Annotated in this window: 18 protein-coding genes; 5 read left to right on the plus strand and 13 right to left on the minus strand. The window is 69.4% G+C overall.

Features of this window, described 5'->3' with window-relative positions; genetic code table 11:
- Positions 1-62: 62 nt before the first annotated feature.
- From L324_RS30630 to L324_RS30660, 7 genes are all read right to left on the minus strand, one after another.
- Positions 63-1,067 (minus strand): N-acetylglucosamine kinase, encoded by a 1,005-nt coding sequence (locus tag L324_RS30630; RefSeq protein ID WP_037316840.1) that lies wholly within the window; start codon positions 1,065-1,067, stop codon positions 63-65.
- Positions 1,052-2,317 carry a 6-phospho-beta-glucosidase gene (locus L324_RS30635; RefSeq protein WP_037316843.1) on the minus strand — a complete coding sequence of 422 codons (1,266 nt, stop codon included), beginning with the start codon at positions 2,315-2,317 and terminating at the stop codon, positions 1,052-1,054. Before L324_RS30635 ends, L324_RS30630 begins: the two co-directional genes overlap by 16 nt.
- Positions 2,314-3,207: a carbohydrate ABC transporter permease gene (locus tag L324_RS30640; RefSeq protein WP_037316846.1), complete on the minus strand. Its 894-nt coding sequence runs from the start codon at positions 3,205-3,207 to the stop codon at positions 2,314-2,316. The genes L324_RS30635 and L324_RS30640 overlap by 4 nt, the downstream gene beginning before the upstream one ends.
- Entirely contained in the window at positions 3,204-4,193 is a 990-nt protein-coding gene (locus tag L324_RS30645; RefSeq protein WP_037316849.1) for a carbohydrate ABC transporter permease, read from the minus strand. The genes L324_RS30640 and L324_RS30645 overlap by 4 nt, the downstream gene beginning before the upstream one ends.
- Positions 4,194-4,197: 4 nt before the next feature.
- Positions 4,198-5,580 carry an extracellular solute-binding protein gene (locus L324_RS30650; protein ID WP_037316852.1) on the minus strand — a complete coding sequence of 461 codons (1,383 nt, stop codon included), beginning with the start codon at positions 5,578-5,580 and terminating at the stop codon, positions 4,198-4,200.
- A gap of 10 nt (positions 5,581-5,590) precedes the next feature.
- Positions 5,591-6,841 (minus strand): ROK family transcriptional regulator, encoded by a 1,251-nt coding sequence (locus tag L324_RS30655; protein WP_037316855.1) that lies wholly within the window; start codon positions 6,839-6,841, stop codon positions 5,591-5,593.
- A gap of 319 nt (positions 6,842-7,160) precedes the next feature.
- The gene (locus L324_RS30660) at positions 7,161-7,409 is read right to left on the minus strand and encodes a hypothetical protein (protein ID WP_037316858.1); all 249 of its coding nucleotides are present in this window, start codon (positions 7,407-7,409) and stop codon (positions 7,161-7,163) included.
- A gap of 184 nt (positions 7,410-7,593) precedes the next feature.
- Here L324_RS30660 and L324_RS30665 point away from each other — a divergent pair, with 184 nt between their 5' ends.
- Genes L324_RS30665 through L324_RS30685 form a run of 5 tightly spaced genes read left to right on the plus strand, consistent with a single transcriptional unit; the run spans position 7,594 to position 10,408 of the window.
- Entirely contained in the window at positions 7,594-7,914 is a 321-nt protein-coding gene (locus tag L324_RS30665) for a nitrate- and nitrite sensing domain-containing protein (protein ID WP_037316861.1), read from the plus strand.
- Positions 7,907-9,154: a putative T7SS-secreted protein gene (locus L324_RS30670; RefSeq protein ID WP_037316864.1), complete on the plus strand. Its 1,248-nt coding sequence runs from the start codon at positions 7,907-7,909 to the stop codon at positions 9,152-9,154. The genes L324_RS30665 and L324_RS30670 overlap by 8 nt, the downstream gene beginning before the upstream one ends.
- Positions 9,151-9,822 carry a hypothetical protein gene (locus L324_RS30675; RefSeq protein WP_037316867.1) on the plus strand — a complete coding sequence of 224 codons (672 nt, stop codon included), beginning with the start codon at positions 9,151-9,153 and terminating at the stop codon, positions 9,820-9,822. The genes L324_RS30670 and L324_RS30675 overlap by 4 nt, the downstream gene beginning before the upstream one ends.
- A 3-nt stretch (positions 9,823-9,825) precedes the next feature.
- Positions 9,826-10,116, plus strand: coding sequence for a hypothetical protein (locus L324_RS30680; RefSeq protein WP_037316870.1), 291 nt, complete (start codon positions 9,826-9,828; stop codon positions 10,114-10,116).
- Positions 10,109-10,408 carry a hypothetical protein gene (locus tag L324_RS30685; RefSeq protein ID WP_037316874.1) on the plus strand — a complete coding sequence of 100 codons (300 nt, stop codon included), beginning with the start codon at positions 10,109-10,111 and terminating at the stop codon, positions 10,406-10,408. The genes L324_RS30680 and L324_RS30685 overlap by 8 nt, the downstream gene beginning before the upstream one ends.
- A gap of 73 nt (positions 10,409-10,481) precedes the next feature.
- Here the strand turns inward: L324_RS30685 and nudC are convergent, their stop codons facing one another.
- The 6 genes from nudC to L324_RS43740 all read right to left on the minus strand — a co-directional run.
- Positions 10,482-11,495: an NAD(+) diphosphatase gene (gene nudC / locus L324_RS30690; protein ID WP_037316877.1), complete on the minus strand. Its 1,014-nt coding sequence runs from the start codon at positions 11,493-11,495 to the stop codon at positions 10,482-10,484.
- Positions 11,492-12,871 carry a M16 family metallopeptidase gene (locus tag L324_RS30695; protein WP_037316880.1) on the minus strand — a complete coding sequence of 460 codons (1,380 nt, stop codon included), beginning with the start codon at positions 12,869-12,871 and terminating at the stop codon, positions 11,492-11,494. Before L324_RS30695 ends, nudC begins: the two co-directional genes overlap by 4 nt.
- Positions 12,868-14,187, minus strand: coding sequence for a M16 family metallopeptidase (locus tag L324_RS30700; protein ID WP_037316883.1), 1,320 nt, complete (start codon positions 14,185-14,187; stop codon positions 12,868-12,870). Before L324_RS30700 ends, L324_RS30695 begins: the two co-directional genes overlap by 4 nt.
- A gap of 21 nt (positions 14,188-14,208) precedes the next feature.
- Entirely contained in the window at positions 14,209-15,816 is a 1,608-nt protein-coding gene (locus tag L324_RS30705) for a DUF2207 family protein (RefSeq protein WP_037316886.1), read from the minus strand.
- Between the two features lies 1 nt (position 15,817).
- Positions 15,818-17,587 carry a DUF2207 family protein gene (locus L324_RS30710; RefSeq protein WP_051174168.1) on the minus strand — a complete coding sequence of 590 codons (1,770 nt, stop codon included), beginning with the start codon at positions 17,585-17,587 and terminating at the stop codon, positions 15,818-15,820.
- An 11-nt stretch (positions 17,588-17,598) separates the two neighbouring features.
- Positions 17,599-17,782: hypothetical protein (locus tag L324_RS43740; protein WP_235783693.1), on the minus strand; the 184-nt coding region annotated here is incomplete at its 5' end.

Below are 17,782 nucleotides of genomic sequence, written 5' to 3' on the forward strand. Positions count from 1 at the left end.
ATAAGACGCGACGAAAGGGCCCTTCACCGCATCGCAGCGGTGAAGGGCCCCTTCAGCCCTCCCTAGACCCGTCTGGTGGCGGCCTTCAGTGCGGCCTTCGCGGTGTCGGGGGCACCGATGGTGTCCAGGCCGAACAACGCCGCGCCGACCACGGGGGCGACGTCGACGACGCGGATCGCGGCACGCGGCGCCACCTTCAGACACCGTCGCTCGATCTCCGCGATCACCTGCGCGCCGACCCCGGTCAGCACTCCCCCGCCGAGGATGACCTCGGGCGCCTCCTCGGTCAGTTCGAGCCGTCGCAGGATGACCGCGACCAGCACGGCCACCTCCTCGACGAACCGGCCGACCACGTCCTGCGCCACCTCGTCGCCGCCCGCCGCGACGGCGAACAGCAGCGGGCACAGGCCGTGGATCGCGTCGGAGTGCAGCTCCTCGAAATGCAGGCGCTGCACCACTTCCAGCACCGACGACGCCTGGAAATGCGCGGCGACGGCGGTCCGCAGCGCGGTACCGGGCCCACGGCCGTCCTCGGCGCGGACGGCCCACCACAGCGCCTCCTCGCCCAGCCGGTAGCCCCCGCCCCAGTCGCCGGAGATCTTGCCCAGCGCGGGAAACCGGTGCTCCCGGCCGTCGGCGCTGACGCCGGCGCCGTTGATCCCGGCGCCGCACACCACCGCCACCCCGGTCCCGTCGGAACTGCCCGCACGCAGCAGCGCGAGCGTGTCGTTTCCGACGATCAGCGTTTCGCTCCAGCCGCGCGCGGCCAGCGCCGCGTGCAGGATCGCTTCCTCCTGCGGGAAATCCAGCCCCGCGAGATAGGCCGACGTATGCGCCGCGAACGGTCGTTCGTCGGGAAGCCCTGCCCCGCGAAGGGCCTCCAGGACCAGCTCCTCCAGTGCGCGGACGCTGGCGTCGACGCCGATGTTCTGCGGGGACGCGCCCGGTCCCCGCGACCGTCCGAGCACCCGCCCGTCCCGCGAGACGATCAGGACGTCGGTCTTGCTGTTGCCACCGTCGATCGCGACGACGACGTCCCGTGAGCCGGCCGTCATGCCCCCGCCCACGGCAGGAACTGGCGGTTGACCCGCACCAGCTCGTCCGCGAGCTGATCCGCCTTGGCGTACTGGCCGACCAGCGGATGCGCGAGCAGCGCGTCGGCCACCCGGTCCCGGCCGCCCTTGATCGCCGCCTCCAGCGCGAGGTGCTCGTAGGCGGTCACCCCGGCGATGAGCCCGGCGAACCGCTGCTCCACCGGCTCCTGCGCGATCGGCCTCGGCCCCTTACCGTCCACAAGGGACGGAACCTCGATGACGGCGTCGTCCGGCAGGAAGTCGAAAGTGCCTTCGTTGCGGACGTTGACGACGTGCTCTTCGGCGGGGCCGCCCGAGGTCAGCGCGTGCACGAGCTGCACCGCGGCCTCGGAATAGTAGGCACCGCCCCGTTTCTCCAGCTGCTCCGGTTTGGTCACCACCTCCGGGTCGAGGTACACCTTGAGCAGTTCCTCTTCGACGTCGCTGACGACGTCCGCGCGCGGCCGCTCGGTGCGCTGCTTCGCGACCTGCTCGTCGTGCCCGTAGTAGTACTTCAGGTAGTACGACGGCACGACGTTCATCCGCCGCATCCATTCGACCGGCGCGGTGACGTGCTCGCCGAGGAATTCCGCGTGCTCCGCCAGCAGTTCCGGCAACCGGTCCTCGCCGTTGACGAGCACCTTTCGTTCCCAGCTCAGGTGGTTGAGCCCGGTGTGCACGAGCTTGACGTCGTCGGTCCCGGCGCCGAGCAGATGCGCGAACGTCCGCTGGAGATGGATGGCGACGTTGCACAGCCCGACCGCGCGGTGCCCCTCGTTCAGCAGCGCCCGGGTGACGATGCCGACGGGGTTGGTGAAGTTGACGATCCAGGTGTCGTCCCCGGCGATCTTCCGGACCCTGTCGGCGATGTCGAGTACCACCGGCACGGTGCGCAGCGCCTTCGCGAGGCCGCCCGCGCCCGTCGTCTCCTGCCCGACACAGCCGCAGACGTGCGGGAAGGTCTCGTCCCCGCGCCGCGCGCGCTGCCCGCCGACCCGCAACTGGATCAGCACCGCCGACGCGCCCTCGACACCCTCTTCGAGATTCGACGTGGTGCGGACCCGCGCCGGATGCCCGGCGTGGCTCAGCAACCGGTTGCTGAAGTCACCGACCGCCTCCACCCGGTAGGCGTCCGGATCGATCAGCACGATCTCGTCGACGTCCAAAGTGGACCGTCGTCCGGCGATCCCGTCGATCAGCTCGGGCGTGTAAGTGGATCCTCCACCGACGACTGCCAGTTTCATCCCTTGACCCCTGTGAATGTGATGCCCTTGACGAAGGACTTCTGCGCGAACACGAACAGCACGATCACCGGCAGCATGATCAGCGCGGTGGCGGCCATGGTGAGGTTCCATTCCACATGGTGCATCCCGCGGAACGACGCGATCGCCAGCGAAAGCGGCCAGCTGTCGCGGGTCTCACCGGTGTAGAGCAGCGGACCGAAGTAGTCGTTCCAGGTGAACAGGAAGCAGAACATCGCGGTGGCCGCGATCCCCGGCTTCGCCATCGGGATCAGCACCTTGAGCATCGCCTGGAACTCGTTGCAGCCGTCGATCTTCGCCGCTTCGAGATAGTCCTTCGGAATGGTGAGGAAGAACTGCCGCAGCAGGAAGATCGAGAAGGCGTCGAAGAAGAAGTACGGCACGATCAGCGGGACCAGGGTCCCGGTGAACCCGAGCCGCACCCACAGGTCGTACAACGGCACGACGGTGACCTGCGGCGGCAGCATCATCGCGGCCACGGTGAGCATGAAGAACAGGTTCTGCCCGCGGAACTTCAGCTTCGAAAGCGCGTACGCCGCCGGGATCGCCGAGATGAGCGCCCCGAGGGTGGCCAGCGTCGAATACAGCATGCTGTTGCCGAAGTACTGCAGCAGCGGCGCCTTTTCGAACACCTCGATGAAGTTCTCGAAGTGCCATTCCTTCGGCCAGAAGTTCGACGAAAGCGCCTGGTCGCTGGACATCACCGCGGTGAGGAACACGAACAGGATGGGCAGCATGAAGATCACGCCCATCGCGATGCCCACGCTGTGCGTCGCGATCCAGTACAGCTTCTTGTCCCATTGGCGCCGCACCCGCACCTTCGGCGGTTCGGACGCCGGCGCGGTGTGCCGGGGCTCGGCCAGGGTGGTCATGCCCCCTCCTCCTGGTGCTGGGACTTGCGGAGCTGCCGCACGAGAATCCAGGTGAACCCGGCCGAGACGACGAACAGCAGGACCGCCATCGCCGCCGCGTAACCCATGTTGAAGTACCGGAAACCCTGGACGTACAGCCAGACCGGATAGGTCAGCGTCGAGTTCTGTGGCGCACCGATGAATCTCGTGTTGCCCGCGACGTCGGCCGCGCCCGCGGCCGCCGAACCCGCGACGATCGCCTGCGTGAAGAACTGCAGCGCGAAGATCATCGAGTTGACGACACCGAACAGCAGCACCGGCGAGATCGACGGGAGCGTGACGTGCCAGAACCGGCGGACCGGACCGGCGCCGTCGAGCTGGGCGGCTTCGTACTGTTCCTGCGGCACGTCGAGCAGCGCCGCCAGGATGATGATCATCAGCTCGCCCGAACCCCACATCACCAGCAGGGTCAGCGCGGGCTTCGACATCGCCGGGTCGTTGAACCACAGCCCGCCGTCGATGCCGACCGTCCGCAGGAAAGCGTTGACCGGGCCGTATTCCGGGTTGAACAGGAACACGAACGCCAGGGTCGCCGCGGCGGGCGGGGCCAGCGAGGGCAGGTAGCAGAGCGTCCGCACGAGGCCGACGCCCGATTTCAGCCGCGAGATGATCGACGCCACGCCGAGCGCGAACACGACCCGGCAGAAGGTCAGCACGATCACCAGCCACAGCGTGTTGTACGCGGCGGTGCCGACCAGTTGCTCACTGGTGAACATGCGGATGTAGTTGTCGAAGCCGATGAACTCGGGCGCGTTGATCAGGTCGTAGCGGGTGAACGAGTAGTACACCGTGGCGATCAGCGGGTAACCGAAGAAGATCAGGAACCCGAGCATCGCCGGGGCGATGAAGTAGAAGACCGTACGACGGCGGCGCGCCGCGTTCCCCTTCCGCGTCCGGGTGGACGCGGAAGGGGAGGCGACCGCCCTGGAATCCAGGGTCGATGTCATGCGATCAGCCGCCGGCGCGTTTCTGGGCCAGTTCGTCGTTGATCTGCGCGTCGACCTGCTTCAGACCCGCGATCATGTCGGGAATGTTCCCGGCCTGCCACTTCTCCGCGAAGTCGTTGACGGCCTTGAGGTGCGCGTCACCGATCGGGGTCGACGGGTTCGGCAGCAGCTTCCCGCCGTTGTACAGGTCGAGGAACGTCTTGAACTCCGGCGTGACCTCGAGCTTCGGGTCGGTCAGCGCGGCCTTGGTGCTCGGCACGTTCTTGAGCCCGTTGGAGAGTTCGACCAGCGTCGAGGTGTCCAGCGTGACCTGCTTGATCAGTTCCCAAGCCGCACCCGGGTTCTTGGCACCCTTGGGGATCGCGATGATCGTGCCTGTGGTGAACGCGCCGCCGTAGCGGTCCGGCTTGCTGTCGAGCACCGGCGGGGCCGCGGTGCCGAACTTCAGGGTGGGCGCCTGGTCCTTGATGAACGCGGTGCGGTACTCGCCGTCGATCATCATCGCGAGTTTGCCGCGCTGGAAACCGTGGTCCGCCGAGTACTCTTCGCCGAGCCCGGCCTTGAACTGCTCGACCTTGGCGTGGCCGCCGTAGAAGTCGACGAGCTGCTTCTGGAAGTCGAACATCGCCTTCCACTCGGGGCTGTCGGCGAGGTGCGACTGGCCGTCCGGGCCGAGGTAGGTGGCGCCGAAGTTCGGGGCCCAGTACTGCGCGTAGTTGGCGTAGAACGGCATCGACGGCAGGAAGCCGGCGACCTTGATGGAGCCGTCCGGGTTGAACTCGGTCAGCTTCTTGGTGGCCTCGAACAGTTCCGAGGTCGTCTTCGGCGGCGACGTGATGCCCTTCGCCGCGAACATGTCCTTGTTGTAGTAGAAGCCGTAGACGTCGGCGAGCAGCGGCATGGCGCAGCGCTTGCCCTGGAACTCGGTGTAGCTGCGGACCGCGTCGGGGATCTGCGTCAGGTCGATCTTGTCGCGGTCGATGTAGGGCTTGAGATCCTGGAAGCTGCCGGTGGAGCACCACGCGCCGAGGTTGTCGGTGAAGAACGAGATCGCCACGTCCGGCGGGTTGCCACCGCGGATGGACTGGGTGATCTTGTCGTCGTCCTGCTGGCCTTCGTGCTTGATCTCGATGTTCGGGAACTTCGCCTTGAGCTTGTTGAGCCCGGCCGTGACCACGTTGTACTCGCGGTCGGTGAACTTGCTGTAGACGGTCAGCGTGAGCTTCGCGTCCGCGGCGGGGGCGGCAGCCGCGTCACCCGAGCCGGAGTTCGGGCCGCTTGCGGCGCCCGAACAGGCGGACACCAGTGCGGCGACGGTGACCGCGCCGAGCACTATCGAGCCGCGCCAACGGCGGCCACTTCTCCGAACCTGGGTCGTGGAACTCATGACCCTCCTCCTAGTTGGTTGGGGCGGGAGACGGTGGTTCTGTTCGTGAATCCGGGACAGCCACGATCGGGTTGGGCTCTCCCGCCCCGGACCGCCTGGGCCCGAGGAGCGAAGGGGTGTTGACGCCGAAGACGTCCCTGCGAACGGTGGCGAGCGCCGATTGGAGCGCGCCCGCACGCACCGCGTTGCCCTGTACCGAAGCGACCCCGACGGGGGTGCGGGGCAGGACGAGTTCGTGCAGCCGGGTCGCGACCAGCGCGGCGAACTCCTCGCCGCCGGCGCGGCTGGTGTCACCCGACAGCAGGACGAGTTCGGGGTCGACGACCGCGATGAGACCGGCCGCGCCGCCCGCGACACGGCGGGCGAGGTCGTCGAGGAAGCCTTCGTTCTCGCTCTCGCGGGCTTGGGTGACGGCGTCCGCGCCGGTCTCGGCCTCGATCCCGTGCGCGGCGGCCAGTTCGACGACCGCGGGTGAGGCGACGAGGTCACCGAAGCGGTCTCCGGCGCGCGGCTTTTCCCCTCGCCGGGCGACCGAAACCGGATCGGGAACGCGCATCCAGTCGATCTCGCCGCCGCCGCCGGTCGCGCCGCGCAGCAGCCGCCGTCCGACCACCACCGCGCCGCCGACGCCGTCGCTGAGCCAGATCATCACGAAGTCGTCCAGGCCCACCGCCTGGCCGACGGTCATTTCCACGATCGCGACGAGGTTGACGTCGTTCTCGATGGTGACCTCGACGCCGAGTTCCGCGCTGAGCCTGCTCGGCACGTCGAAGCCGAGCCAGCCGGGGATGTGCGGCGCCGAAGAGAGCAGACCGGTGTGCGGATCGAAGGCACCCTGAGCGCCGATGACGACCTGGCGGAGATCGGTGGCGGCGAGTCCGGCGTCGTCGGCGACCTTCGTGAGCGCCGCGCCGAAGGTGCCGACGACGTCCGCGCCCTCGTGGACCGGCAACGGGACCTGGTACTCGGCCAGCACCGCGCCCGTGACGTCGGCGACCACGAAATCGGCTTTCTGAGGCGTGAGGTCCACGGCCGCGACGTAGGCGACACCGCCGTTGACCTGCCAAAGCTGCGCCCGTGGCCCGCGTCCACCGCCGCGCACGCCCGCCTTGCCGACGATGTCGTCCTGTTCGAGACGGGTGAGCAGCTGCGCCGTCGCGGGCTTCGACAGGCCGATCGCGACCTCGAGCTCGGAACGCGTCAGCGGGCCCTCCCGGAGGAGGACCTCGATGGCCGCGCGATCGTTGATCTCGCGCAGCATTCGCGGACTGCCGGCTCGCACGTGGACTCGCTCCCGACTTCGTTAGGAAACTTTACAGACGGTTTCCGGGGACTGTAGTGAGCCGAACCACAGCCGTCAACGGGATGGGGAAACGGGGAGGTAACGCTTGCGATGTTCCGCACAGTGGGTACACGTGGGGGCACGGTGAGCGAGAGGCACCGTCGCAAGTAGTCGACTACTTGCGTTGCGCGTGAAGGCCCTCTTCCCTCGGCTGAGCCGAGGGAAGAGGGCCTTCACGCGCAAAACGACGAAAGGGCCGCTCAGGAGTGTCCTGAGCGGCCCTTCGGCTACGCGTCGATCAGAAGTTGGGCTGCACGTACAGGTCGTACGCCCAGGGGATCACGTTGGAGGGGTAACACATCCACCCGTTCCAGTCCCCGACCATCTGGCCGTGGTAGCCGACGGATCCGCACCGATCTTGGTTCTCGTACGTATCGAAGTACTCGTAGTCCGAGGCCTGCGCCGCTCCGGCGTTCACGGCGCTGAACGAGGCGAAGGCCGCGACAGCGGCTCCGGCGACGGCGAACCGCCGCAACGTGTTCTTCATGGTTTTCCCCAGTGTCGATCCAGAAAGTGGACGCCGGGAGCTTAGCGAACGATCTTCGCGCCCGTGGGCGAATCACCAACCCTTCGCCGGAGCGCCGACACGGGTCGGTCATTTCGCCCATTCGGCCCACACCGGCGCGCCATTCGCCTTATGCTCGCCGCGCAGAACAGCCACTGGGGGCGAAATGCCGGATTTCACCGTCGACATCGACGGCATGGACGCGCTGGGGAAGAACCTCGGCCGTGCCGTCGACAACATCGATCAAGCGATCAAGCACATGCAGGACATCGGGCCCGATTCGATCGGCCCCGAAGACCTCGACGAAGCCTGCGCCGATTTCAAGGAGGACTGGGAAGGCGGCCTGCGTGAGCTTCGCAGGGCCGTCGACGAGATGAAGGGCGGCCTCGACCAGGCGATGAAGGGATACGCCGAACTCGAGGCCGGGCTGACCGACTCGCTGAAGAAGATGGCCGCAGACGTGGGAAGCGGGTCGGCGAATGGCTGACGACTTCTCGGCGCTGGGCTTCGATCCCGCGCGCGGCAACGTGGCGACCGTACGCGAACTCGCCCGGCAGATGACCGATACGGGCAAGTACGCGAACGAGGCGTTCGAAGTCCTGAAGAACGTCAAGGACAAACGGGACCTGTGGACCGGCACCGCCGCACAGGCCTTCACCTCGCGGCTCGGGCCGCTGCCCGAGTACCTCGAAAAGAGTCACAAGTCGCTGGACAAGGCCGGCAAGGCGCTTTCCACCTGGAGCGACCGGCTCGACGCGCACCAGCGGAAGGCACGCGAACTCGAAGCCGAGGCGAAGAAGGCCAAGGGGACGGCCGAACAGGCCGACTCGGCGGCGCGCTCGGCCCGGCAGTCCGCCATGGGCAAGCCGGACGACGCGAACCTGCACAACGCGGCGGTCGACAAGATCAACGCGGCGAACGCGGCCTGGGACCGGCTCGCCGATCTCCGGAAGCAGGCGGAGAACCTCAAGGACACCTGGGAAGACGACGCCGACAACTGCGCGGACGAGCTGAAGGACGCCGCGGGCGAAGCCCCGACGGAGTCGTTCTGGGACTCGCTCGGGTCGATGTTCGACGACGTCGGCAAGTGGCTGAAGGACCACCTCGGCGACATCGGTGACATCGCGGGCATCGTCGCCGCGGTGGCGGGCGCGCTCGCGTTCATCCCGATCCTCACCCCGATCATGGGCCCGATCGCGCTGGGCGCCGGCGCGGTCGCGCTGCTCGCCCACGGCGCCGACATGGTGGTCAACGACAAGTGGGACGACCCGAACGCCTGGGTGTCACTCGGCGGCGACGTCATCGGGATGATCCCGGGCGTCGGCGCGGTCGCGAAGGGCGTGGACGCGGCGTCCACCGCGCTTTCGGGCGTGGACAAACTGGTCGACGTCAGCCGGGCGACCGGGATGATGAACACCGCCGCCGACGCGATGGTCGCCGGTGGCAAGGCGTTCTCCGACGACATCGCCAAGGTCGTCGGCGGCATGCAGGATCCGGCCAAGGCGTTCAGCTGGATGGCGGACAAGGCGATGGGCGTCGGCCTGACCGCCTCGCCGGAACTGGTCGCCATGAGCAACAACGTCGCCAAGGTCATTCAGGGCGGCACCGGCGTCGCACTGCAGATCCCGAGCGCGCTCGGGCTGGTCGACACCACCGAGGCGACGACCAACGCGAAGAACACGACCGGCGCCATCGGCGCGATCCTCGGGGGTATCTCGCTGAAATGATCACCACACTCGAACCGGGCGCCGCCCCGGCGACGAAGGTCCCGTTCCGGTTCACGGTTCCCGAGCAACTGCACGAAGTCGACTTCGCCGAGCCTGCCGACGCGCGGATCCGGCGGGCGCTCGAACGATGGCCGGCCGCGCTGCGCGGCTTGACCCCGCACCAGGCGGTCCACCTCGCGCTGACGCAGGAGATGTCCCTGGCCAAGCTCCGTGAGGAGGGCGCCGTCTACGTCGGGCAGATCTTCGCCCGGTCGGACCACGACCCGGCCCGCGTCACCACCGGTCAGCTGGCCATCATGGTCAAACCCGCCGACCTGCGGGCGGAACAGCCGCTCGCGGCCATCGCCGGCGGGCTCACCGTCCGGGGCGAGCCACGGGAGATCGGGTACGCGGACTTCCCCGCGGGCGAGGCACTCGTCGTCGGCGAGGAGGTCACGGTGTCGCTCCCGTTCACCCCGCTCGGCGGGCGGAGACCGGTCACCCACCGGATGCGGCAGGCGCAGATCATCTTCGCCTTCCCGGACAGGCGGCGGCTGGCCATCCTGTCCGTGGCCACCGAGGATTTGGCAGACTGGCGGGCCTATCTGGCGATCTTGAACGGAGTGGCGAAGAGTGTCTCGTTCGATCCCCCGGCTCCGCCGTCGTCGATCACGAACCAGCTCGGCTGAGCGATGATCGTTCTCTACGCGGCCTTTCCCTTACTGGCACTGTGGTTCGTCATCGGCTTCGTCCGGCGCTCGCGGCAGACCCTGAGCCAGGGCTGCGACCGGGCGCTGAAGGATCTTTCGCGGCACGGTCAGGTGCCGGTCTGGACCGCTCACCCGCTGTCCGAACCGATGATCAAGGAACTCGCGGCGAGCAAGGGCTTCCGGTACACCGGAGATCGCCGGACGTACAACGGGGCGCGCACCCTGCTCTTCGAAGCACCGCGCACGAAGAGGAAGTTGTCGCTCGATGACTGAGAACGCCGTGAACCTGCTCCTCGTCGTCCCGGCGCTGGCCGTCGTGGTCGTCCTCGGGATCGTCCAGGCCATCGGCGTTCCCGAGAGCACTCTGCGCGGACGGCGCGAGGCGCAGGTGCGGGCCCTGCGCGATTCGGTCGCCGTGCCAGGAGCCCGGATCGAGCTCGATTGGTCACGCTACAAGGAAGTTCCGAAAGAGCGCGTGCTGGCCGTGGCCGGCGAGCAGGGCTGGACCCTGGCGGACGAGGAGATCCAGGAGCAAGCCTGGGTCCTGCGCTTCACCCGTTCCTGACGCGCTGTCCGTGAAGGACTCCTTGAGGGGCCCAGAGTCCCTCAAGGAGTCCTTCACGGACAGAACAGGAACGTCAAACTCCGGCCCACGCGGCCAGCATCACCCGGGCGATGGACGAGTTCCCCGGCAGCACCAGCTGCCGCGTACCCCCGGCGATCGGCGTCGGCACGGCGCCCGCGTTCCGCAGCTGGCTGTTCGCGAACGCGGCCCGCACCTCCTCACGCGAAACCCAGAACGCCTCTTCGATCTCGCCCTCCGCGGGCACGATCGTCGAAGCGATGTCGGCCCGCGCGGTGAAGCCGAGCATGATCGACCGCGGGAACGGCCACGGCTGGCTGCCGAGATAGCGCACGTCACGCACCTCGACGCCGACCTCTTCGCGGATTTCCCGCTCGACACAGCCTTCGAGCGACTCCCCCGCCTCGACGAACCCGGCGAGGATCGAGTACCGGTCCGGCGGCCAGATCGGCTGCCGGGCCAGCAGGACGTGCTCGCCGTTGACACCGGCGTCGTCGTGCACGAGGCAGATCACCGCGGGGTCGGTGCGCGGGTACTCCTCCCGGCCGCAGCCGGTGCACCTGCTCGCCCAGCCCAGCTGGACCACCTCGACCGGGCTCCCGCAGCTCGCGCAGAACTTCGCCTGCCGACGCCAGTTCCACAGCGCCTGCGCGGTGGTGAACAGCCCGGCCGACGTGTCGTCGAGCAGGTCGCCGTAGCCGCGCAGGTCGACCCAGATCTCACCTTCGTGGCGCGGGACCTGTTCGACGACGCCCCAGCTGCCCGCCATCTCGACGGTCTCCGTCTCCCCGGCGGGGTGGCCGGGCAGCGACCAGAAGTCGGTGCCCTGCCACTCACCCAGGAAGACCGCGTCGGCGGGCGGTTCGGTGCCGAAGTCCTGCGTCTTGCGGGTCGCGAGCGTGCCGGAACCCTCGATCACCGGGGTGCGGGCGTGCTCGTCGAGCAGCACCACCCGGGCGTCCGGCCAGCGCTCGATGAGCCTGTCCGGGTTGGTGCGCAAGGATTCCTGACGGTCCGCCGTGGAGCGCGAAAGCGTCGGGAGCGCCCCCAGCCCGAACGGTGTGCTCATTCAGCCGGCTCCCCGACGGTCACGTCGCCCAGCGCCTTCAGCTTCGGCGCGAGGACGTCGGCGTCACCGACGACGACCCCGGTGAAGCGCTTGGGCGCGAAGAACTCCAGCGCGGCGTTGGCCACGTCTTCGGCGGTGACCGCGGCGAGCCGTTCCGGATGCCCGGCGAGCCATTCGACGCCCAGTCCCGTCGCGGCGAGCGCGGACAGCTGCGCGGCCAGCCCCCCTTGCGACGACGCCGCCGTGACCAGCGAGCCGATCGCGTACTGACGCACCGACTCGACCTCGTCGGCGGTCGGCGGCACGAGACCGAGCCTGGCCAGCTCGTACCGGGTCTCCAGCAGGGCGGCCGCGGTCGCGTCGGTGGCGGTGTCCGCGTCGACGTTCACCACCGCGGTCTGGTCGGTGAACTCGAATCCGGAATGCGCGCTGTAGGTGTAACCCTTGTCCTCGCGGATGTTCTCGACCAGCCGCGACGAGAAGTACCCGCCGTACGCGAGGTTCGCCAGCTGCAGCGCGGCGTAACCCGGGTCCGTGCGCGACACCGTCTGCGCGGAGAGCCGGATCTGCGACTGCACGGCACCGGCACGCGGCACGAGCAGGACGTCGCCGCCGGTGAGCACGGGCAGCGCGGGCAGGCGGACGGCGGAGCGGTCCGAAGCCCAGCCGCCGAGCGCCTTCTCCAGATCGCCGATGACGGTCTGCGGGTCGATGTCGCCGACGAGCACCAGGACGGAGCCCCGCGGCAGCACCGAAGCCTGGTGCAGCGCGCGGACCTGCTCCGGCGTCACGACCGCGACGTCTTCGGCCTTCGGCACCTCACGGGTCGCCGGGTGGTCGCCGTAGCGGTGCTTCTGCAGGGCTTCGCGGGCGATCGTCCTCGGCTGCGTGCGCGAGACGGCGATCCGCTCGATGAGCCGCTCGCGTTCCCGCTCGACCTCGGCGTCCGCGTACGACGCGCCGGTGAGCGCGTCGGCGAGGACGTCGAGCATCGTCGGCAGGCCGTCGGCCAGCGAGGTACCCGTGATGGCCAGCCGTTCCGGGTCGACGCCGGACGCCAGGTCACCGCCGATCAGTGCCAGGTCGGCGTCGATCTCGATGCGGTCGCGGCGGGCGGTGCCGGTCAGCAGGGTCTCGGCCAGCACCTCGGCGGTCGCCGGGTGCAGGGCGTCGTCACCGGCGAACGGGATCCACAGCCGCAGTTCGACCAGCGGCACGGTGGCCTTGCGGACGGCGAGCACCCGCAGCCCGTTGCTCAGCGTGCTGTCCACATGGGACAAATCGGCGGCGGCGCGCTGCGTCCCCAGCGACGGGACCGGACGCGGCCCGGCGGCCGTGCGGCCGATCTCCTCGGCGGTGCGGTGCGGTGCGCTCACTGCTCGGTGCCTTCCTGGTCTGAGGATCCCTGTCCTGAATCGGCACTGCCCGGACGGATGACGAGGACGGCGCGCGAATCCGGGCGCAGTGCCTTCGCCGCCGCCGAAACGGCTTCCGCGGTGACCGCCGACATCTTCTCGGCGAGCCGGTACACCAGCGACGCGTCGCCGTACAGCAGCTCGAACGAGCCCAGCGCCAGCGTGCGGGACACCAGTTTGTCGTGCTCGGAGTGCAGGCTCGCGGCCCAGCGCGCGGTGACCTTCTTCAGTTCCTGGTCCTCCGGCGGCGTGGCCGCCAGCTTCTCCAGCTCCTCGTCCAGCGCGGCGAGGACCTGATCGGTGGTCACCTCGTGCGGGTGGATCGCGGTGATGGTGAACGTGTCCGGGTCGCGGGCCTCGAACGGGCCGAACAGCCCGGCGCCGGCGCCGATGTCGACGACCAGCGGCTCGCGGTGCACCAGGCGCTGCTGCAGCCGGGAACCGTCGCCGTCGGTCAGCACGCCGGCGAGCACGAGGTTCGCCAGGTAGCCGTCGAGGTCGTTGATCGGGTCCGGCATGCGGTAGCCGACGCCGACCGCGGGCAGCGGGGCGTGCTGATCCACCTCTTCGCCGCGCAGCTCACCTTCGGGAGCGGGCTCGGCGAACGACGGGCGCACGGGGGCGGGCCGGTACGGCACGTCGCCGAAGTGCTTCTCGATCAGCTCGCGGGCCTGCTCGACGGTGAAGTCGCCGGCGACGGTCAGTACCGCGTTCGCGGGCGAGTAGTAGGTGTCGAAGAAGGCCGCGCAGTCGTCCAGGGTCGCCTGTTCGAGGTCCTCGAAACCGCCGTAACCGTTGTGCGCGTTGGGGAACGTGGAGTACAGCACCGGCGGGAGCAGGATCCACGGGAACCCGCCGTACGGCCGGTTCAGCACGTTGAGGCGGATCTCCTCCTTGACCACGTCGATCTGGTTGGCCAGGTTCTCCTGCGTCAGCTTCGGGGCGCGCATCCTGTCCGCTTCGAGGAACAGGGCGCGTTCGAGCGCCGCGGCGGGGAGCACCTCGAAGTAGTCCGTGTAGTCCGGATGGGTGGAACCGTTGAAGCTGCCACCACTCGACTGGACGTACCGGAAGTGCGCGAGCTTCTCCAGGCTCTCGCTCCCCTGGAACATCAAATGCTCGAAGAGGTGCGCGAAACCGGTGCGCCCTTCGGGCTCGGAACGGAAGCCCACGTCGTAGTGGACGCTGACACCCACCACCGGAGCGGTCGCGTCGGGCGCGAGCACCACGCGCAGACCGTTGTCGAGGGTGAATCGGACAAGCTCGGGATCGGCCATGCGCACCACCCTACGGGCTAGTCAGGCCTTCAGGCGACGACCCTGTCGGGTCGCGGCGAAGGTTCCCACCACCGCGGCGGTGAAGTCGCTCACCCTCGCGATCTCCGCCTCGCCGTCGGCTTCCCTGCCGTACCAGTAGATCTTGGGCGGACCCTTGAGTCCGGCGAATCCGGCGACCCAGTGCTCTTGTTCGCCGAGAGCGAGCGCGTAGGGCAGCGCCCGCGAAAGGAGCACCTCGCGTTCGAGCTTCGGGACGGCCGTCGCCTTGGTCGCCAGCAGCGCGTCACGGACGCCGAGCAGCCGCCGGTGCAGCGCGACGCCTGCCCCGGTGCGCACCGGCAGCCACCGGGCGGCGACGGCGATTACCGCGCCCGCGGCGATGACGATCAGCCCGAGTTGCGCGTAGCCGACGGTCAGTGCCAGCAGGACGGTGAGGAACAGGCCGTAGCCGCAGATCCGCAGGCCCGCCCGGGTGAGCCCGCCGGGCCGCCGCGAATACCAGCGGCGTTCGACCACGCTGTCGTGCAGCGCGCCCCGGACCGCTTCGATCCCGATCCCCGCGGACTGGATCTCCGACAGCAGCACCGACTCCCGCCTGTCCGGCAGCAGGAGGTCGAACACCGCGCGTTCGAACGCGGTGAGCTGCTCGTCCGGCGGGTTGCGGCGGACCAGCCGCCAGTCGCTCAGTTCGCCGGGCTCCTCGCTCACCCACAGGTAGTTCCGCACCGCGAGGTCGACGACCGTCGCCGCCAGGTCGACGGCGTCGGCACGACCCGAGAGGACGATCCCGACCTGTCCCGGCAGCACGCCGTCGGGCGAGGCGAAAGCGGCCTGTTCGTCCTTCCCGGTGAGCAGGCGGACCGGGAGGGCGTCGCCCGGCTGTTTGTCACGCCGTCGCAGCAGGACCAGCGCCACGGCCCCGACGACCAGCGCGAGCGCGAAGCCGCCCCAAGCCCAGCCGACCGGCGCGGCGAGCACGAAGGCCCCGGCGAAGGTCTTCGACGGCTCCAGCCGCGCGTTCGCCGGGACGGTGCCGCCCGGCAGCTCGACCGAGATCTCCATCCGCTGCCCGGCGGCGAGGTTCTGCTGGCTGAACCGGGTCAGCCCGGAATGCGCGATCTGCGCGGCCCCGCAGTGCGCGCGCGAGCCCTCGGGACCGGCGTAACAGGTGACCGCGTTCGGGATGGCGGGCGCGGCGAAGCTGGCGCGCACGAGTTCGAGGCCGGTGTCCCAGCCGCCCGCGACCTGCCAGCCGACCCGCAGCAGGCCGTCGGCTTCGGCGACCGCACCGTCCACTGTGTACCGGACGACCGACGTGCCGCCCTTGAGCCGGATGGTGAACTCGTCGTCGGTCAGTTCGGAGTTGCCCGCGCCCTCGATGACGACGTCGCGGATGCCGATGAGCCGGTCCCGGGCGTGCGGGGCGGCCGTCCGCAGCGGGATGCGGCGGGTCATCGTCGCTTCGCTCGGTACGGAGACCGCCTCGACGACCGACAGCGCGCCGTCGCGTTCCACCTTGAGCGAGATCTCCGCGCTGTGGGGCAGCGTCGGCAGTTGCGGTTCGCTTTGCGCTCCCGCCGGTGCCGCGCCCAGCACCAGCAGGAGGCCGACCAACAAGCAGATCTTCACGTCAGGCGGGGACCGGTTCCGGGCGGATCGAGCGCAGGTGCCCGGATTCGGCGAGCAGACCGTCCAAAGCGGACAGGAACGACGGCAGGTGCGCGCCGAACCGGCGCAGGTCGCGGTCGCCTTCGAGGCCGCCGAACCAGTACAGCCCGGCCGAACCGTCCGCCGACGGGTCGAGCGCCTCGAACGTCCGCAGCCAGTGCTCGGTGTCGCCCAGCACGATCGCGTAGGGCAGCGAGCGCGAGAACACCATTTCGCGGTCCCGCAACGGAATGTCGGCGACCTTGACCGTGTGCAGGTATTCGAGAAGGCCGCGCACCTGACCGACGAGGCGCCTGCCGCGCGAGGTCTTCGGCGGCACCCACGACGCGCCCAGCAACACCGCGACCCCGGCGAGCGCGACCGCGACGCCGAGCAGCGCGTGCCCGGCGGTGAACGTCAGGATCACGGTGCCCACGAGCCCGAGCGCGACCAGGCCGACACCCGCCCACGTGAACTTGCTCCTGGACTTGTCCGGGCGGCGCGAGAACCAGCCCTTGCGCACGACGTCGGCGTACATGGCCTCACCGGCGACGCGGAGATCGACGGTGCCGCGGCCGCGGAGTTCCGACAGCAGCACGGAATCGGTGCCCTCGGGGAGGATCGCGGTGTAGATCTCGCGCTCGAAGCCGGCGAGGTGTTCGTCCGGCGCGTTGCGGCGGGCGATCTGCCAATCGACGGTCCCGGCGCCGCGGACCTCGGCGATCCACAGGTAGTTGCGGACCGCGAGGTCGACCACCGTGCCGCTGACGTCCACGACGTCGACCGTTTCGTCGACGACCGTGCCGACCTGCCCGGGCAGCACGCCGTCCGGCGAGGCGAAGGACACCCGATCGCCGTCGCGCATGAGCACGTCGACCGGGCCGGTGCCCGCGGTGAGCGCCGCCTTGTCGCGACGGCGCAGCAGCCAGACGGCGACCGCGCCGAGGATCAGGAACAGCGCCAGTACCCCGAACCCGATGCCGGCGGGCGTGGTGAGGGCGAACGCGCCACCGACCGACGCGATCCGCTCGAAACGCGCGTTGGCCGGCACGGTGCCCGGCGGCAGCTGGACGGCGAGGTCGACCCGCTCCCCGGCCGCGAGCTTGTCCTGTTCGATGCGGACGACGCCGCTGTGGTCGGTCTCCGCGAGCGAACACTGCCGGTCCGAGCCGATCGGCCCGGCGAAACAGTCCACTGTGGGCATTTCCCGCGTCGGCGCGCTGAACGAAGCGGACACCCTGGACAGTTCGCCGTCCCAGCCGCTCGCGACCTGCCAGCGCACCTGCTGCGCGCCGGTGATGTCGGCGACCGCTCCGTCCACTTTGTACTTGAGGGTGGCCGCGCCGCCGTCGAAGGTGGCGATCAGCTGCTCACCGGTCAGCTCGGTCTTCCCGGCGCCTTCCACCGAGACGTCACGGATCCCGTAGACGCGGTCCTGCTCGTCGGTGGCGGGAACCTTCAACGGGATCCGCCGCACCAGGTGCTGTCCACCCGGGACGGTCACCTGCTCGGTGATCGACACGGAACCGTCGCGTTCCACCTTCACCGCGACGTTCGCGGCCGAACCGCTCGGCGGCTGGAGCAGCCCGAGCTGGCCGCGCGCGCCGAGCGGCGGCGGCTTCGGCAGTTGCGGCGCGTTGGTCAGCGAAGGGCCCGCTTCGGGCGCCTTCGGCACGTTCGAATCCGTCGGCGGGGCCATCAAGGCCGTACTCGCCGCGACGGCCACGACCGCCGTCCCCCATTTCGTCAACACAGCCACACACTCTAGGCCAGCCGATCTATGCTGACCGCCGAAACGCCGAAACCGCCACCTGGGCGAACGGCGTTGCCGACCGCATGGGGGATCCACTCGATGAACCAGCAGCCGCCCGGCCCGCCTGATCCGCGGCGCCGGCCGACTCCGCCGTCCACACCGCCGCCGCGGCCACCGCAGGGCGGCCGTCCGCTG

Source organism: Amycolatopsis orientalis DSM 40040 = KCTC 9412, assembly GCF_000478275.1.
Lineage (GTDB): Bacteria > Actinomycetota > Actinomycetes > Mycobacteriales > Pseudonocardiaceae > Amycolatopsis > Amycolatopsis orientalis.

Coding starts and splice junctions, on each gene's coding strand:
- L324_RS30635 (WP_037316843.1), bottom strand. CDS start 2,317: ATGAAACTGGCAGTCGTCGGTGGAGGATCCACTTACACGCCCGAGCTG.
- L324_RS30640 (WP_037316846.1), bottom strand. CDS start 3,207: ATGACCACCCTGGCCGAGCCCCGGCACACCGCGCCGGCGTCCGAACCG.
- L324_RS30645 (WP_037316849.1), bottom strand. CDS start 4,193: ATGACATCGACCCTGGATTCCAGGGCGGTCGCCTCCCCTTCCGCGTCC.
- L324_RS30650 (WP_037316852.1), bottom strand. CDS start 5,580: ATGAGTTCCACGACCCAGGTTCGGAGAAGTGGCCGCCGTTGGCGCGGC.
- L324_RS30655 (WP_037316855.1), bottom strand. CDS start 6,841: ATGCTGCGCGAGATCAACGATCGCGCGGCCATCGAGGTCCTCCTCCGG.
- L324_RS30660 (WP_037316858.1), bottom strand. CDS start 7,409: ATGAAGAACACGTTGCGGCGGTTCGCCGTCGCCGGAGCCGCTGTCGCG.
- L324_RS30665 (WP_037316861.1), top strand. CDS start 7,594: ATGCCGGATTTCACCGTCGACATCGACGGCATGGACGCGCTGGGGAAG.
- L324_RS30670 (WP_037316864.1), top strand. CDS start 7,907: ATGGCTGACGACTTCTCGGCGCTGGGCTTCGATCCCGCGCGCGGCAAC.
- L324_RS30675 (WP_037316867.1), top strand. CDS start 9,151: ATGATCACCACACTCGAACCGGGCGCCGCCCCGGCGACGAAGGTCCCG.
- L324_RS30680 (WP_037316870.1), top strand. CDS start 9,826: ATGATCGTTCTCTACGCGGCCTTTCCCTTACTGGCACTGTGGTTCGTC.
- L324_RS30685 (WP_037316874.1), top strand. CDS start 10,109: ATGACTGAGAACGCCGTGAACCTGCTCCTCGTCGTCCCGGCGCTGGCC.
- nudC (WP_037316877.1), bottom strand. CDS start 11,495: ATGAGCACACCGTTCGGGCTGGGGGCGCTCCCGACGCTTTCGCGCTCC.
- L324_RS30700 (WP_037316883.1), bottom strand. CDS start 14,187: ATGGCCGATCCCGAGCTTGTCCGATTCACCCTCGACAACGGTCTGCGC.